Source organism: Sphingomonas phyllosphaerae, from assembly GCF_036946485.1.
In the GTDB taxonomy this organism is placed as follows: Bacteria; Pseudomonadota; Alphaproteobacteria; order Sphingomonadales; family Sphingomonadaceae; genus Sphingomonas; species Sphingomonas phyllosphaerae_E.
In genome coordinates this window covers 229,430-243,060 of the sequence record NZ_JAQIJA010000005.1, presented here as the reverse complement: position 1 = coordinate 243,060, position 13,631 = coordinate 229,430, and the positions used below count along the sequence as shown (strand labels likewise).

Here is a 13,631-nt window from a genome sequence, read left to right as displayed (position 1 = left end):
ACACCGTCATCCCGGACTTGATCCGGGATCCCGCTTCTTCTTCTCACCGCCCGACGAAGAAGCGGGGCCCCGGATCAAGTCCGGGGCGACGAACGAGGGGAATGAGCAACCCAGACCACTCACCCTCAAACCGCCGGCAGCTCCGCCAGCAACTTGTCGCAGGTGATCGGATAGTCGCGCACCCGCACGCCGGTCGCGTGGTAGATCGCATTGGCGATCGCCGCGCCCGCGCCCGAGATCCCCAGCTCGCCGATCCCCTTCGCGTGGATCGGATTGGCGTGGACGTCGCGCTCGTCGAGGAATTCGACCTCGAGCTGCGGAATGTCGGCGTTCACCGGCACATGATATTCGGCGAGATCGCGGTTCACCACCTTGCCGTTGCGCGGATCGTGGACCAGCTCCTCGGTCAGCGCCGCGCCGATCCCGAACGTCATCCCGCCGAGGCATTGCGAGCGCGCGGTCTTCGCGTTGAGAATGCGCCCCGCGGAGAACACACCGAGCATCCGCTCGACGCGCACCTCGCCGGTCGTCACGTTCACCTTCACCTCGGCGAAATGCGCGCCATAGCTGGCCTGGCGATGCAGTTTCTCTTGCTTGCCCGGCGCGATCGTGCCGGTGACCGTCATGCCGTCTCCGGCAAGCTCGGCGATGTCGATCGCGCGGTTCTCGGCGATCGCGCGCCCGTCCTTGAGCGTCATCGCGCCGACCTCGACGCCCATCGCCTTGGCGAGCTTCTCTCGCAGCCCTTCGCACGCGAGATAGACCGACGAGCCCGACGAGCTCGCGCCCCACGATCCGCCCGACCCGGCGGCAGGCGGGGCAGCACCGTCGCCGAGGTGAACTATTACGCGATCGAGCGGCAGCCCGAGCGTCTCGGCGGCGATCTGCGCGAGGATCGTGTAGGTGCCGGTGCCGATGTCGGTCATGTCGGTCGAGACGATCGCGCGTCCGTCCGCCGTCAGCTCGACCGTCGCCGACGACTTCTGGAGCATGTTCGACCGCACCGCGGCCGCGACCCCGACGCCGTGCAGCCACTCGCCGCGCCGGTCGCTCGCCGGCTCGGCCTTGCGATCCGACCAGCCGAACAATTCCGCACCCTTGTCGAGGCACGGGATCAACTGCCGCGTCGAGAAGGGCACGTCGTTGGTCGGATCGATCGCCGGCTCGTTGCGGCGGCGCAGCTCGATCGGATCGATCCCGACCTTGTACGCCAATTCGTCCATCGCCGCTTCCAGCGCCAGCATCCCGACCGCCTCGCCCGGCGCGCGCATCGATCCCGACAACAGCCAGTTCAGCCGCACCAATTTGTGATCGATCAGCCGATTCTCGGCGGCATAGGCGAATTGCGTGCCGATCCCGGCCGGCTCGAAATAATCCTCGCCCGGCAAGTTGCTGGCGAGCGTCTCATGCCCGAGCCCGGTCAGCTTGCCATGCGCGTCGGCCGCCAGCCGGATCCGCTGCTCGGTGTTCGAGCGGCGCACGGTGGCGTCGAACACCTGCTGGCGCGCCATCGCGACCTTCACCGGCCGGTCGAGCCGCTTCGCCGCGATCGCCGCCGCGACGCTCTCCGGCGCGATCCCCAGCTTCGACCCGAAGCCGCCGCCGACATAGCGCGAGATGATCCGCACCTTGTCCTTGGCCACTCCCAGCGCCGCGGCGAGCTGCATCTGGTCGGAGGCGACCATCTGATAGCTGCCGTGCAGGACCAGCGTGCCGTCCTTCCATTCGGCGATCGAGGCATGCGGCTCCATCGCCGCCGAATTCTGGCTCGGCGTGGTGTAGGTCGCGTCGATCGTGAACGCCGCCTCCGCCATCGCCGTGTCGAGATCGCCCTTCGCCATATGCGGCGGGATCTGGTCGGGGGGCGGGCGGTCCGCCTGATCGCGGTGCGCGGCGAAGACGTAATGGCCCTCGCGCGGCTCGTACGTCACCTCGACCTGCGCCGCGGCATCGCGCGCCGCCTCGAACGACTCGGCGACGACGATCGCGACGATCTCGCCGTGATAATCGACCTTCTCGACCCCCTGAGTCGGCGCCTTCTTCTCGCCGCCCTGCTGCGGGTTGCGGATGAAGCTGGGGTAATCGGTGATGACGTCGATCACGCCGGGCAGGCGCCGCGCTGCATCGGCGACCACGTCGGTGATCTTTCCCGACCCGAACGGCGCGCGCACCAGCACGCCATAGCTCAGCCGTTCGGCGGGATATTCGGCGGCATAGGTCGCCTTGCCCGACACCTTCAGCGGGCCCTCGACGCGGTCGAGCGGCTTGCCGATCACACCCTGCGTGCCGGCATCGAGCCAGCTGTGCGGATGCGCTTCGTTCATCGTCAGCGAGCGCGTGTCCTCGCGCCCGAGCACCTTGTCGATCAGCGTCATTGCGTCACCTCGCGCAGGCTGGCGATCAACGTGCGCCGCGCCAGCGGGATCTTGAAGTCGTTGGTGCCGAAGCCTTTCGCGCCGTCGAGCAGCGCATCGGCCGCGGCGTTGAAGGCGTCGTCGGAGGGCGCCTTGCCGACCAGCGCCGCCTCGACCGCCGGGTTCCGCCACGGCATGTGCGCGACCCCGCCGAACGCCAGCGCCGCCTTGGCGATCACCCCGTCCTCGACCGTCACCACCGCCGCGACCGAGAACAGCGCGAAGGCATAGGACGCGCGGTCGCGCACCTTGCGATACAGATGCCGCCCGCCGGTCGGCGCGGGCAGCTCGACATGCGTGATGAGTTCGCCCGCCTCCAGCACGTTCTCGATGTGCGGCGTGTCGCCGGGCAGCCGGTAGAAGTCGCCGATCGGCACGCGACGCTTGTCGCCGTCCGCCTTCTGCGTGACGATCACCGCGTCGAGCGCGCGCATCGCCACCGGCATGTCGCCGGGGTGCGTCGCGATACACTGGTCGCTGGTGCCGAGGATCGCATGGATGCGGTTGAACCCGCCGATCGCCTCGCACCCGCTGCCCGACTGGCGCTTGTTGCACCCGGCGGCGGTGTCGTAGAAATAATAGCAGCGCGTCCGCTGGAGCAGATTGCCGCCGGTCGTCGCCTTGTTGCGCAACTGCCCTGACGCACCGGCCAGCAATGCGCGGCTCAGCACCTCGTACTTGGCGATCACGCGCGGGTCGGCGGCAAGGTCGCTGTTCGGCACCAAAGCGCCGATCGTCAGCCCGCCATCCTCGCGCTCCTCGATCGTGTTGAGATCGAGCCGGCTGATGTCGACCAGCTTGTCCGGAGTTTCAACCTGCAATTTCATCAGGTCGAGCAGGTTGGTGCCCCCGGCGATGAACCGCCCGCCCGCGCGCGTGGCGCCTTCGACGCTGTCGGCACGCGCATAGTCGAAGGTCTTCATGCGTCCACCTTCGCGCTGGCGTCGGCGACCTCACGGATCGCATCGACGATGTTGGGATAGGCGGCGCAGCGGCAGATGTTGCCGCTCATCCGCTCGCTGATCTCGGCATTGTCGAGCGGGGCGCTGGTCAGATCGGCCGAGGCATGGCTCGGCCAGCCCTTCTTCACCTCGTCGAGCATCCCGACCGCCGAGCAGATCTGCCCCGGCGTGCAATAGCCGCATTGATAGCCGTCGTGCCGCACGAACGCCGATTGCAGCGGGTGGAGGTTCTCCGGCGTGCCCAGTCCTTCGATCGTCACGATCTCGTCGTCCTGGTGCATCACCGCCAGCGTCAGGCAGGAATTGATCCGTCGCCCGTTGACCAGCATCGTGCACGCGCCGCACTGCCCGTGGTCACAGCCCTTCTTGGAGCCGGTCAGCCCCAGATGTTCGCGGCACAGGTCGAGCAACGAGGTGCGGACGTCCACCTCCGCTTCGAACGACTGGCCATTGATCGTGAAATGCATGGAATCCGCCTCTCGCTGACCCGCCAAGAACGTCGGCGCGCGAGGGGAGGTCCGTGCGAACGATTCTCATGGGATTCGTTCAGCTTTGCGCTGCTATGCGGCGCGCAAAGGCGGGAGGTCGGTATGATGCGTACGGTGATGATGGCAGGCGCGGTGCTGCTGGCGACCAGCGGGTGCGTGCGCACCGCGTGGAACGTCGCGACGCTGCCGGTGAAGGCGGTCGGCAAGACCGCCGATGTGCTGACGACCAGCCCCAAGGAGCGTGACGAGAAATACGTCCGCAAGATGCGCAAGGAACAGGAAAAACGCGACAAGGAATGCCGCAAGCATCCGGATACCTGCGAGGCGGACGGTAATCAGGGGCAGCGCCTGCCGGCGCGTTACTGACCTGAGTATCGTCACCCCGGACTTGATCCGGGGCCCCGCTTCCTTTTCTGCGGTCGGGCAGAAGCGGGACCCCGGATCAAGTCCGGGGTGACGGCAAGAATTTCACTCCGTCGATGGCGCGTTCGGCTGCGGCCCGTCCTTTTCCTCGCCGGCCTGATTGCCGCCGTGATAGCCCCGCTCGGACTGGCCGCCCTTGAAGTGGCCGCCTTCCTTGCCGGTGTGCGGGTTGGGATAGGCGCCGCCCTGGCTCTCGCCGCTGCTGTCGCGCCGGCTCGCCACTTCGCCGCTGGCATCGGGATTGTGCGGCGCGGTGCCCTCGCCATCGGCCTGCATCGGTTGCTTGTCGGTCATGAGATCCTCCAGACGTCCCCTACGCACGGGGTCGCCAAACGGACGCAGCTACGCCAGCTTGACGCCCTCGCGATGCATCGCGACCGTGACATGGCGGTTCTGCGCCTCGGACAGCGCCCCGCGCAGCCGCGGGAACAGCTCGTCCTCCTCCTCGCGCATATGCTCGACGATCATCGCGCGGAACTCCTGCACCTTGGGCAGCCAATCCGGGCTGTCCGCCGGCATCTCGCCGAGGTCGAAGAAATATTGCTTCACATAGCCGTGATCGTGGTTGAGGTGATCCGCCGCCTCGGTCAGCCCGTGGTCGCGCATCATCGTGTAGATGACATTCTCTTCCTGAAACGCGTGCCGCGCGATCGCATATTTGAGCGACGCCAGCAGCACCTTGCGCCGCGCGCCCTGGTGCGTGTCGGTTTGCTCGATCAGGTCGAACACGCGCAGCGCGGCGGCATGTTCGGCAGCCAGCGCGGTGTCCCATGCGCCGGTTGCCGCGCTCGCGCCCTGCACCGCCGCCTTGCGCAGCCAGTGCGCCGCCAGCCCGAGCGCGAATCCCGGCGGCGACCGCGACGCCGCTGCGCGTGTTCGTCGCCATCGCTCAGACCTTCGCCTGGCTGCTGCCGCCGGTCGCGTACAATTCGGCATAGCGGCGCGTGACGGTCGGCAGCGCCTCGTCGATCCATTGCGCCATCGACTGTTCCTCGTCGAGCGTCTGGCGCAGCGGGGTCATCGCCTGCCCGAACCCGCCATCCTCGGCGAGCACCAGCAGCGACTTGTACGCCGCGATCTCGAAATGCTCGAACGCGAAGTTCGCGAAACTGTTCTTGACGATCTCGTCGCCCGCGAACGTGTGCGTGATCGCGGCCATCCCGCCGCTCATGCTTAGCGCGGCGTCCTTGAGCACCGACCCGCTCGTCTCGAACGACGCCAACAGTTCGTCGAGTCGCTCGATCTGCCCGTTGGTCTCGTCGATGTGCAGCCGCAGCCGCTCGGCGACCTCCGGATAATGCTCCAGCCGCGCGACCTGCGGCGTCATGATCGACAGCGCCTGTTTCTCGACGGCATGCGCGTTGCGCAGCCCCGTCACGAACAATTCGCGCAGCGTGTCCTGATCGGTCGGCATCGTGGTTCTTCTCCCGTTCTGGATGGGAAAGGAACCCGTGCCCCGGCGGCGACGTTCCTGAAAAATCGAGCAAAAACAACCTGATCCAGATCGCTGTACCCTGTTTGTCGTCGCCCCGGACCTGATCCGGGGCCCCGCTTCTTCCTTGCGCAGAGGCGGGAAGCGGGATTCCGGATCGGGTTCGGGATAACGACTATAAAGGCTTAGGGTTGATCGACATTCACCGCGCTCCCCTCTCCTTCGTCATCCCGGACTTGATCCGGGATCCCGCTTTTGCTGCGGCTGCCGAAGAAGTGGGGCCCCGGATCAAGTCCGGGGCGACGAAAGAAGGAGGCTGACGATCCATCAAATGGCGGGTCAGTCACGAGAATAGCGACTGTCGATCGGCCCTGGCTCACACCAGTTCGGCCAGCGCGCTCGCCTCGAAGCCCTTCAGCCCCGCGGCGTCGCCCGCGCGCACCTTCGCCACCCATTCCGGGTCGCTGATCAGCGCACGACCGACCGCGATCAGGTCGAACTCGTCGCGCTCCATCCGCGCCACCAGCCGGTCGAGATCGGTGCTGGTCGACCCCTCGCCGCCGAACGCCGCGAGGAACTCGCCCGACAGCCCGACCGAGCCGACGCTGATCGTCGTCGCGCCGGTCAGCTTCTTGGCCCAGCCCGCGAAATTGAGCCCGCCCTCGCCGTCCAGCTCGGGGAACTCGGGCTCCCAGAAGCGCCGCTGCGAGCAATGCAGCACGTTCGCGCCCGCCTCGACCAGCGGCAGCAGCCAGTCGGTCATCGCCTCCGGCGTCTCGGCGAGCCGCGCGCGATAATCCTGCTGCTTCCATTGACTGACGCGCAGGATCACCGGCATGTCGGGGCCGACCGCCGCGCGCACCGCCTTGACCACCTCGCCCGCGAACCGCGAGCGCTCGCGGATCGTCGCGCCGCCATACGTGTCGTTGCGCTGGTTGGTGCCGCCCCAGAAGAACTGGTCGATCAGATAGCCGTGCGCGCCGTGGATCTCGACCGTGTCGAAGCCGAGCGCCTTGGCGTCCGCCGCCGCGCGCGCGAAGGCGGCGATCGTGTCGGCGACATCCTCGTCGCTCATCGCCTGTCCGCGCGCTTCCGCGGGCGCGTTATAGCCCGATGGGCTCTCGACCGGCTGCGGCGGCGCCCAGTCACCCGCGGGCGGACCATTGGTCGCGCCGGTGTGCCAGATCTGCGGCCCCATCTTGCCGCCCGCCGCGTGCACCGCGTCGATCACGCCCTTCCAGCCCGCCAGCGCTGCGTCGCCATGGAAGAACGGGATACCCGGATGGTTGCGCGACGACGGCCGGTCGATCACCGTTCCTTCGGACAGGATCAGCCCGACGCCCCCTTCGGCGCGGCGGCGATAGTAAGCGGCGTTCGCCTCGCCGACCACGCCGCCCGGCGCCATCGTGCGCGTCATCGGCGCCATGACGATGCGGTTGGGCAGCTCGAGCGAGCCGAGCGAGAAGGGACGGAACAACGTATCGACCGAAGCGGAGGACATCCACGGCGCCTTTTCTTGTGATTGCGGCCCTTCAGGTATATATCGGAAACCTGAGGTCAATAACGCACCTGCGATCGACTAGGTATACTGATGGAAACCGCCACGCTCCCGCCACCGCACGTCTGCCAGCATTTCTCGGTCGATTGCCCGAGCCGCGCGCTGCTCGACCAGATTGCCGACAAATGGTCGATGATGGTGCTGACCGTGCTCGACGCCGGCCCGATGCGCTTCAACGCGATCCGCCGCCATCTGGAGGGCGTGACGCAAAAGGCGCTGACGCAATGCCTGCGCCGGCTGGAGCGCAACGGCATGGTCTCGCGCCGCGTGATCCCGGCGTCGCCGGTCGCGGTCGAATATGCGATCACCCCGCTCGGCCGCTCGCTCCACCAGCCGTTCAAGGCGCTGTACCGCTGGACGATCGAGAACATGCCGCACGTCGAGGAGGCGCGCCGCAGCTTCGACGAGAAGGTGGCGGCGTAACCCCCTTTACCCGCCCCCTCCCGTTCGTGCTGAGGAGGCATTGAGCTTGTCGAAATGCCGTCTCGAAGCACCGCTCCGCGCGTGCCCTTCGAGACGGGGCTTCGACAGGCTCAGCCCCTCCTCAGGGCGAACGGAGGATGGAAAGGACTCACCATGAAAAAGATCGGCTTCCTCTCCTTCGGCCATTGGTCGAACGCACACGGCTCCGCCACCCGCTCGGCCAGCGACGTCCTGCTCCAGTCGATCGACCTCGCGGTCGCGGCGGAGGAACTCGGCGCGGACGGCGCCTATTACCGCGTCCACCATTTCGCGCAGCAGCTCGCCTCGCCGTTCCCGCTGCTCGCGGCGGTCGGCGCGAGGACGCGCACGATCGAGATCGGCACCGGCGTGATCGACATGCGCTACGAAAACCCCTTCTACATGACCGAGAATGCCGGCGCGGCCGACCTGATCGCAGGCGGCCGGCTGCAACTCGGGATCAGCCGCGGCTCGCCCGAGCAGGTGATCAAGGGCTGGCGCTATTTCGGCTACGCCCCCGCCGCCGGGGAGAACGACGCCGACATGGGCCGCCGCCACAGCGAATTATTCCTGCGGCTGTTGCAGGGCGAGGGCTTCGCCAAGCCCAACCCGCAGCCGATGTTCCCCAACCCGCCCGGGCTGCTCCGCCTCGAGCCGCACGCCGAAGGCTTGCGCGAGCGGATCTGGTGGGGCTCGGCGTCGAACGCGACCGCAATCTGGGCGGCGCAGATGGGAATGAATCTGCAAAGCTCGACCTTGAAGGCGGACGAAAGCGGCGAGCCGTTCCACGTCCAGCAGGCCAAGCAGATCCGCGCCTATCGCGAGGCGTGGGCCGAGGCGGGCCATACCCGCACCCCGCGCGTGTCGGTGTCGCGCTCGATCTTCGCACTGACCGACGATCGCGACCGCGCCTATTTCGGGCGCGACGGTGGCGGCGACCAGATCGGCGTGATCGACAATATGCGCGCGGTGTTCGGCCGCTCCTATGCCGCCGAGCCCGAGCGGCTGATCGAACAGCTGCGCGCCGACGAGGCGATCGCCGAAGCCGACACGCTGCTGCTGACTGTCCCCAACCAGCTCGGCGTCGACTACAACGCGCACATGCTGGAGAACATCCTCCGCCATGTCGCCCCGGCGCTGGGGTGGCGGTGAGGCCTGCCGTCATTGCGAGCGTAGCGAAGCAATCCAGGGCGTCCTGATCCGGCACTGGATTGCCGCGCTACGCTCGCAATGACGGGGCAGGCGATGTCCTACATCACCCGCAATCGGCTATTCATTCCCGAGCCGCCGACCCGACGCATACCCCCGCTTTCGTCTCAACATTCACAACATTCGCCTCCCCCCGCGAACCCCGCTAAAGCCCCGCCTTTATGATCCGCATCACCGACCTCAAACTGCCGCTCCACCATGCCGACGAGGCGCTGCCCGCCGCGATCGTCAAGCGGCTGCGCATCACCCCGCGCGACCTGATCCGCTTCACGGTCGCGCGGCGCGGCAACGATGCACGCGAACATGGCCGCATCCAGCTCGTCTACACCGTCGACGTCGCGGTGAAGAACGAGGGCACGGTGCTCGCACGCAACCGCCGCGACCGCGACGTGTCGCTCACCCCCGACACCCGCTACCGCGCGCCGGAGCCCGCCAAAGACGGCGCGCCGCGCCCGGTGGTGATCGGCGCCGGCCCGTGCGGGCTGTTCGCCGCGCTGATCCTCGCCCAGGCCGGCTACCGCCCGATCATCCTCGAACGCGGCAAGGTGGTGCGCGAGCGGACCAAGGACACCTGGGGCCTGTGGCGGCGCAGCGTCCTCAACCCCGAATCGAACGTCCAGTACGGAGAGGGCGGGGCAGGGACCTTCTCGGACGGCAAGCTCTACAGCCGCATCAAGGACCCGCGCCACCTCAACCGCAAGGTGCTGACCGAATTCGTCAAGGCCGGCGCGCCCGAGGAAATCCTCACCGAGGCGCATCCGCATATCGGCACCTTCCGATTGGTGACGATGGTCGAGAGCATGCGCGCGACGATCGAGGAACTCGGCGGCGAATACCGCTTCTCGACCCGCGTCACCGGCTTCGATGTCGAGGAAACGGCGGGAGCACGCCGCATCAAGGGCCTGCACCTCCACGACGGCGGCTATCTGGCGGCCGAGCATGTCGTGATGGCGATCGGCCACAGCGCGCGCGACACGTTCGGGATGCTGGTCGAGGCCGGCGTCCATGCCGAGGCCAAACCCTTCTCGATCGGCGTCCGCATCGAGCATCCGCAATCGTGGATCGACCGCGCGCGCTTCGGCCCCGACGCCGGGCATCCGATCCTCGGCGCGGCCGAATATCACATCTCGCATCACTGCTCGAACGGGCGGACCGTCTACAGTTTCTGCATGTGCCCCGGCGGCACTGTGGTCGCCGCGACCAGCGAGGAAGGCCGCGTCGCCACCAACGGCATGAGCCAATATTCGCGCAACGAGCGCAACGCCAATTCCGGCTTCGTCGTCGCGATCGACCCGGAGCGCGACTATCCCGGCGACCCGCTCGCCGGGCTCGCGCTGCAGCGTGAGATCGAGGCGAAGGCCTTCGTCGCGGGCGGCTCGACCTATCACGCTCCTGCACAACGCGTCGGCGACTTTCTCGCCGGCCGTGCCTCGACGACGCTCGGCAGCGTCGTCCCGTCGTACAAGCCCGGCGTCACCCCCACCGACCTCGCCGAAGTGCTGCCCGACTTCGCGATTGCGGCGATGCGCGAGGCGATCCCGGTGTTCGGCCGCCAGATCAAGGGCTACGACCATCCCGATGTCGTGATGACCGGGGTCGAGACGCGCACCTCCTCGCCAGTGCGCTTCACGCGCGGCGAGGACATGCAGAGCCTCAACACGCGCGGCCTGTACCCGGCGGGCGAGGGGGCGGGCTATGCCGGCGGCATCCTGTCGGCGGCGGTCGACGGCATCCGGGTCGCGGAGGCGGTGGCGCAGCAGATCGCGCGCGCATGACACTGATCCTGTTCAACAAGCCCTATGACGTGCTGAGCCAGTTCACCGATCGCGGCTCCCCGACGACGCGTGCGACGCTGTCCGATCACATCGACGTGCCCGGCGTCTACCCCGCCGGCCGGCTCGACCGCGACAGCGAGGGGCTGTTGCTGCTCACCGACGACGGCCGGCTTCAGTCGCGGATCGCCGATCCGAAGTTCAAGCTGCCCAAGACCTATTGGGTACAGGTGGAGGGCGTCCCCGACGCGGCCGCACTGGCGGCGCTGCGCACCGGCGTGCTGCTTAAGGACGGCATGACCCGCCCCGCCGAGGTCGAGCGGCTGGAGAGCCCAGATGTGTGGCCCCGCACGCCGCCGATCCGCTTCCGCGCCAGCATCCCCGACTCGTGGATCGCGCTGACGATCCGCGAGGGACGCAATCGGCAGGTGCGGCGCATGACCGCCGCGGTCGGCCACCCGACGCTGCGGCTGATCCGCTGGCGCGTCGGGGACTGGTCGCTCGGCGATCTCGGGCCGGGGGCGTGGCGGCGGGCATGAAGATCTTCTTCGACGGCGGCTACTCACCCGCCGGGATGGAATATGCGCTGGTCGCAGGCGGGCGGACCTACATGCGCCGCAATCTCGGCGAAGGAAGCAGCATGGAGGCCGAGTGGCTGGCGCTGATCGCCGCGCTGACGCTCGCCAACGATCTCGGCTTGCCCGAGGCGGTGCTGCTCGGCGACGCCGCGGCGGTGATCGCGCAGGCGCATGGCGCGATCCGCTGTCCGCCAGCGTACCGCGAGCATTACGAGCGCTTCCACTCGCTCCCGCGCCCCGCCGGACGGCTGCGCATCCGCTACATCAAGCGCACGCAGAATCTGGCGGGCATCGCGCTGGAGGCGGTGCAGCGCTGGGCTCCACCGCACCCGAGCCCTCATTTTCCGTCGTCCCGGGCTTGACCCGGGCCCCCGCTTCTTCTTGCACGACCGAGAAAGAAGCGAGACCCCGGATCAAGTCCGGGGCGACGATGACCTCCTTACTCCGCCGTCGTCCGCTCGCCGGTCAGGAACGCCACGAACCGGTTGGTCGACCCGTGCAGGTCCCGCGCACTGGTCGCCAGCGCACTCGCGCTGTTGCGCACCGTCGCCGACAGCGTCGAGGCCTTGCCGACCGTCTCGACCAGCGCGCCGATCCCACCGCCGATCGCCTCCGCCATGGTCGCCGCGCGCGCCGCGCCGCCGTCGACCGCCAGTGCGCTGCTGCGCTGTTCGCCGACCGCCACCGCAATCCCGCGCGCCGCGCAGGACACTTCGGCGACCGCCTGCGTCACGCTGCGCAATTTGTCGCCCGTCTCCGCCACGCCCTCGCGGATGCCCGCGATCAGCACGCCGATCCGGTCGCTGGCACGCGTGGTGTCGGCGGACAGCGCCTTCACCTCGCCCGCGACCACCGCGAAGCCGCGCCCCGCCTCCCCGGCGCGCGACGCCTCGATCGTGGCGTTGAGCGCCAGCAGGTTGGTCTGCGCCGCGATCCGGCGGATGTCGTCGAGGAAGCCCTCGATCTGCACCGCCTGTTCCTCCAGCATCGCGGCGGTCTGCACGCTGCGCTGGGCGGCGGTGCTGACGCCGTCGGTCAAGTGCGACTGGCGCTCGGCGGCGACCGCGATCGTCTGAATCGAGTGGGTGAGGTCGCGGATCGACGCCGCGACCTGCGCGATGTCGGCCGCCGCTTCGCCCGCGCTGGTCGCGGCCGATACCGCGTCGCCGCGCGCGGCGGTGGTGCCGCCTTCGAGCTGGATCGCCGCCTGTTCCAGCCGCTCGCTGGCCTGCGCGATCCCGCCGACGATCGAGGTGACCGAGCGTTCGAATTCGCCCGCCAGCATCATCAACTCGCCGCGCCGCTCCTGCGCGACCTGCGCCGCCTGTTCCTCGCGTCGCCGCCGCTCGCGCCCCGCGCGCTCCTCGGCCAGCCGCGCCTGCTCCAGCGCGCTCTCGGTTGCGCGTCGGCCCTCCTCCGCGATCGCGGTCAGCTCACGCGCGCGGCGCAGGCTGCGCTCCTGCGCGGCGAACAACCGCTCCAGCATCAGCGTCACGACCGTCAGCGCACCGAACTGCAACCCGACCGCGACGACATGGAACAGCACCCGCGTCAGATCGCCGTTGCCGTCGAACACCCAATCGGGTGCGAACCCTTCGAGCAGCAGATGATGCACCGCGGTCAGCCCGGTCGAAATCAGGATCGGCCGCCAGTCGGCGAGCACCAGCAACGCCGCCATCGCGACGAAGAAATACATGTGCGCGTCCATCTGCCACGCGCGCCCTTGCAGGATGAACACCAGCAGCGCCGGCAGCACCGTCGCCAGCACGCCCATCGTCGCGCGCGCCGCGGCGTCGTGCCGCCCGACCACCATCATCGCGGTCGGCCCGATATTGGCGAGCAGCCCGATCGCCAGCACCACCGGCAGCTTGCCCCCGCCGATCAGCAGGTCCCCCATGCACAGTCCGGCGAGCACGATCCAGCCGCCCCAGGCCCAACCCTTCACGCCATAGATGCGCATCCGGTCGAGCGGATCGCTCTGCCCGGTCATGCGACACGCGCCCGTATCGGGGCGGAGCCGCATCCGGCGGGCGGGGCGGCCAGCATCAGCATGCGCCACGGACGGCTGTGCGCCGCGATCCGCGCGCGGCTCCCGATCACCACCAGCGACCCGCGCAGCGGCCCTTCGCCGAGCAGCGCAGCGCCGGAGGCCAGCGCCAGCCGCGCGGTGGCGTTGACGTCGCGCTCCATGACCGGAACCAGCAGGATGCGCCCCTCGGCGGGCGGGTACAGGCTCATGACCGCCAGCGCGGTGATGCCGGCCGTCACCTGCGCAGCGAGGAAGAGCCGGTCGGAAGGGTGATCCATCCGTGCCTTGTAAGATTTGGTGCTTAACGGAGTGTAATCGACGCGGA

General features: G+C 68.5%; 15 protein-coding genes. 6 read left to right on the top strand and 9 right to left on the bottom strand.

The window, feature by feature from the left end; all coding sequences use genetic code 11:
* Positions 1–125 precede the first annotated feature (125 nt).
* From PGN16_RS09670 to PGN16_RS09660, 3 genes are read right to left on the bottom strand one after another with little or no spacing between them, the layout of a single operon-like run.
* A complete protein-coding gene (locus tag PGN16_RS09670) occupies positions 126–2,375 on the bottom strand; it encodes a xanthine dehydrogenase family protein molybdopterin-binding subunit (RefSeq protein ID WP_335309197.1) in 2,250 nt (749 codons plus the stop codon).
* Complete coding sequence (locus PGN16_RS09665) at positions 2,372–3,337, bottom strand: FAD binding domain-containing protein (RefSeq protein ID WP_335309196.1); 966 nt, start codon at positions 3,335–3,337, stop codon at positions 2,372–2,374. The genes PGN16_RS09670 and PGN16_RS09665 overlap by 4 nt, the downstream gene beginning before the upstream one ends.
* Positions 3,334–3,843: a 2Fe-2S iron-sulfur cluster-binding protein gene (locus PGN16_RS09660; RefSeq protein ID WP_335309195.1), complete on the bottom strand. Its 510-nt coding sequence runs from the start codon at positions 3,841–3,843 to the stop codon at positions 3,334–3,336. The genes PGN16_RS09665 and PGN16_RS09660 overlap by 4 nt, the downstream gene beginning before the upstream one ends.
* 126 nt (positions 3,844–3,969) lie before the next feature.
* Between PGN16_RS09660 and PGN16_RS09655 the strand changes: the two genes are divergently transcribed.
* Entirely contained in the window at positions 3,970–4,230 is a 261-nt protein-coding gene (locus PGN16_RS09655; RefSeq protein ID WP_335309194.1) for a hypothetical protein, read from the top strand.
* A gap of 102 nt (positions 4,231–4,332) precedes the next feature.
* On the opposite strand, the gene PGN16_RS09650 is transcribed toward PGN16_RS09655, so the two are convergent.
* The 4 genes from PGN16_RS09650 to PGN16_RS09635 form a co-directional block, all read right to left on the bottom strand.
* Positions 4,333–4,581, bottom strand: coding sequence for a hypothetical protein (locus PGN16_RS09650; RefSeq protein WP_335309193.1), 249 nt, complete (start codon positions 4,579–4,581; stop codon positions 4,333–4,335).
* Positions 4,582–4,629: 48 nt separating this feature from the next.
* Positions 4,630–5,088 carry a hemerythrin domain-containing protein gene (locus tag PGN16_RS09645; protein ID WP_335309192.1) on the bottom strand — a complete coding sequence of 153 codons (459 nt, stop codon included), beginning with the start codon at positions 5,086–5,088 and terminating at the stop codon, positions 4,630–4,632.
* Positions 5,089–5,176: 88 nt separating this feature from the next.
* Positions 5,177–5,701 carry a ferritin-like domain-containing protein gene (locus PGN16_RS09640; protein WP_335309191.1) on the bottom strand — a complete coding sequence of 175 codons (525 nt, stop codon included), beginning with the start codon at positions 5,699–5,701 and terminating at the stop codon, positions 5,177–5,179.
* Between the two features lie 394 nt (positions 5,702–6,095).
* A complete protein-coding gene (locus PGN16_RS09635) occupies positions 6,096–7,220 on the bottom strand; it encodes an NADH:flavin oxidoreductase (RefSeq protein WP_335309190.1) in 1,125 nt (374 codons plus the stop codon).
* A 90-nt stretch (positions 7,221–7,310) separates the two neighbouring features.
* Between PGN16_RS09635 and PGN16_RS09630 the strand changes: the two genes are divergently transcribed.
* The 5 genes from PGN16_RS09630 (at position 7,311) to PGN16_RS09610 (ending at position 11,639) form a co-directional block, all read left to right on the top strand.
* A complete protein-coding gene (locus PGN16_RS09630) occupies positions 7,311–7,700 on the top strand; it encodes a winged helix-turn-helix transcriptional regulator (protein WP_335309189.1) in 390 nt (129 codons plus the stop codon).
* A gap of 153 nt (positions 7,701–7,853) precedes the next feature.
* Entirely contained in the window at positions 7,854–8,870 is a 1,017-nt protein-coding gene (locus tag PGN16_RS09625; protein WP_335309188.1) for an LLM class flavin-dependent oxidoreductase, read from the top strand.
* A 218-nt stretch (positions 8,871–9,088) separates the two neighbouring features.
* Positions 9,089–10,702 carry an NAD(P)/FAD-dependent oxidoreductase gene (locus PGN16_RS09620; protein ID WP_335309187.1) on the top strand — a complete coding sequence of 538 codons (1,614 nt, stop codon included), beginning with the start codon at positions 9,089–9,091 and terminating at the stop codon, positions 10,700–10,702.
* Positions 10,699–11,238, top strand: a complete 540-nt coding sequence (locus PGN16_RS09615) for a pseudouridine synthase (protein WP_335309186.1) — start codon at positions 10,699–10,701, stop codon at positions 11,236–11,238. Before PGN16_RS09620 ends, PGN16_RS09615 begins: the two co-directional genes overlap by 4 nt.
* The gene (locus PGN16_RS09610) at positions 11,235–11,639 is read left to right on the top strand and encodes a reverse transcriptase-like protein (RefSeq protein ID WP_335309185.1); all 405 of its coding nucleotides are present in this window, start codon (positions 11,235–11,237) and stop codon (positions 11,637–11,639) included. The genes PGN16_RS09615 and PGN16_RS09610 overlap by 4 nt, the downstream gene beginning before the upstream one ends.
* 77 nt (positions 11,640–11,716) lie before the next feature.
* On the opposite strand, the gene PGN16_RS09605 is transcribed toward PGN16_RS09610, so the two are convergent.
* Entirely contained in the window at positions 11,717–13,267 is a 1,551-nt protein-coding gene (locus PGN16_RS09605) for a methyl-accepting chemotaxis protein (RefSeq protein WP_335309184.1), read from the bottom strand.
* The gene (locus PGN16_RS09600; RefSeq protein WP_335309183.1) at positions 13,264–13,584 is read right to left on the bottom strand and encodes a hypothetical protein; all 321 of its coding nucleotides are present in this window, start codon (positions 13,582–13,584) and stop codon (positions 13,264–13,266) included. The genes PGN16_RS09605 and PGN16_RS09600 overlap by 4 nt, the downstream gene beginning before the upstream one ends.
* Positions 13,585–13,631: the final 47 nt, after the last annotated feature.

Excerpts from the sequence above, each read along its gene's own strand:
- PGN16_RS09670 (WP_335309197.1), bottom strand. The coding sequence starts at position 2,375 with ATGACGCTGATCGACAAGGTGCTCGGGCGCGAGGACACGCGCTCGCTG.
- PGN16_RS09665 (WP_335309196.1), bottom strand. The coding sequence starts at position 3,337 with ATGAAGACCTTCGACTATGCGCGTGCCGACAGCGTCGAAGGCGCCACG.
- PGN16_RS09660 (WP_335309195.1), bottom strand. The coding sequence starts at position 3,843 with ATGCATTTCACGATCAATGGCCAGTCGTTCGAAGCGGAGGTGGACGTC.
- PGN16_RS09655 (WP_335309194.1), top strand. The coding sequence starts at position 3,970 with ATGCGTACGGTGATGATGGCAGGCGCGGTGCTGCTGGCGACCAGCGGG.
- PGN16_RS09650 (WP_335309193.1), bottom strand. The coding sequence starts at position 4,581 with ATGACCGACAAGCAACCGATGCAGGCCGATGGCGAGGGCACCGCGCCG.
- PGN16_RS09640 (WP_335309191.1), bottom strand. The coding sequence starts at position 5,701 with ATGCCGACCGATCAGGACACGCTGCGCGAATTGTTCGTGACGGGGCTG.
- PGN16_RS09635 (WP_335309190.1), bottom strand. The coding sequence starts at position 7,220 with ATGTCCTCCGCTTCGGTCGATACGTTGTTCCGTCCCTTCTCGCTCGGC.
- PGN16_RS09630 (WP_335309189.1), top strand. The coding sequence starts at position 7,311 with ATGGAAACCGCCACGCTCCCGCCACCGCACGTCTGCCAGCATTTCTCG.
- PGN16_RS09625 (WP_335309188.1), top strand. The coding sequence starts at position 7,854 with ATGAAAAAGATCGGCTTCCTCTCCTTCGGCCATTGGTCGAACGCACAC.
- PGN16_RS09620 (WP_335309187.1), top strand. The coding sequence starts at position 9,089 with ATGATCCGCATCACCGACCTCAAACTGCCGCTCCACCATGCCGACGAG.
- PGN16_RS09615 (WP_335309186.1), top strand. The coding sequence starts at position 10,699 with ATGACACTGATCCTGTTCAACAAGCCCTATGACGTGCTGAGCCAGTTC.
- PGN16_RS09610 (WP_335309185.1), top strand. The coding sequence starts at position 11,235 with ATGAAGATCTTCTTCGACGGCGGCTACTCACCCGCCGGGATGGAATAT.
- PGN16_RS09605 (WP_335309184.1), bottom strand. The coding sequence starts at position 13,267 with ATGACCGGGCAGAGCGATCCGCTCGACCGGATGCGCATCTATGGCGTG.
- PGN16_RS09600 (WP_335309183.1), bottom strand. The coding sequence starts at position 13,584 with ATGGATCACCCTTCCGACCGGCTCTTCCTCGCTGCGCAGGTGACGGCC.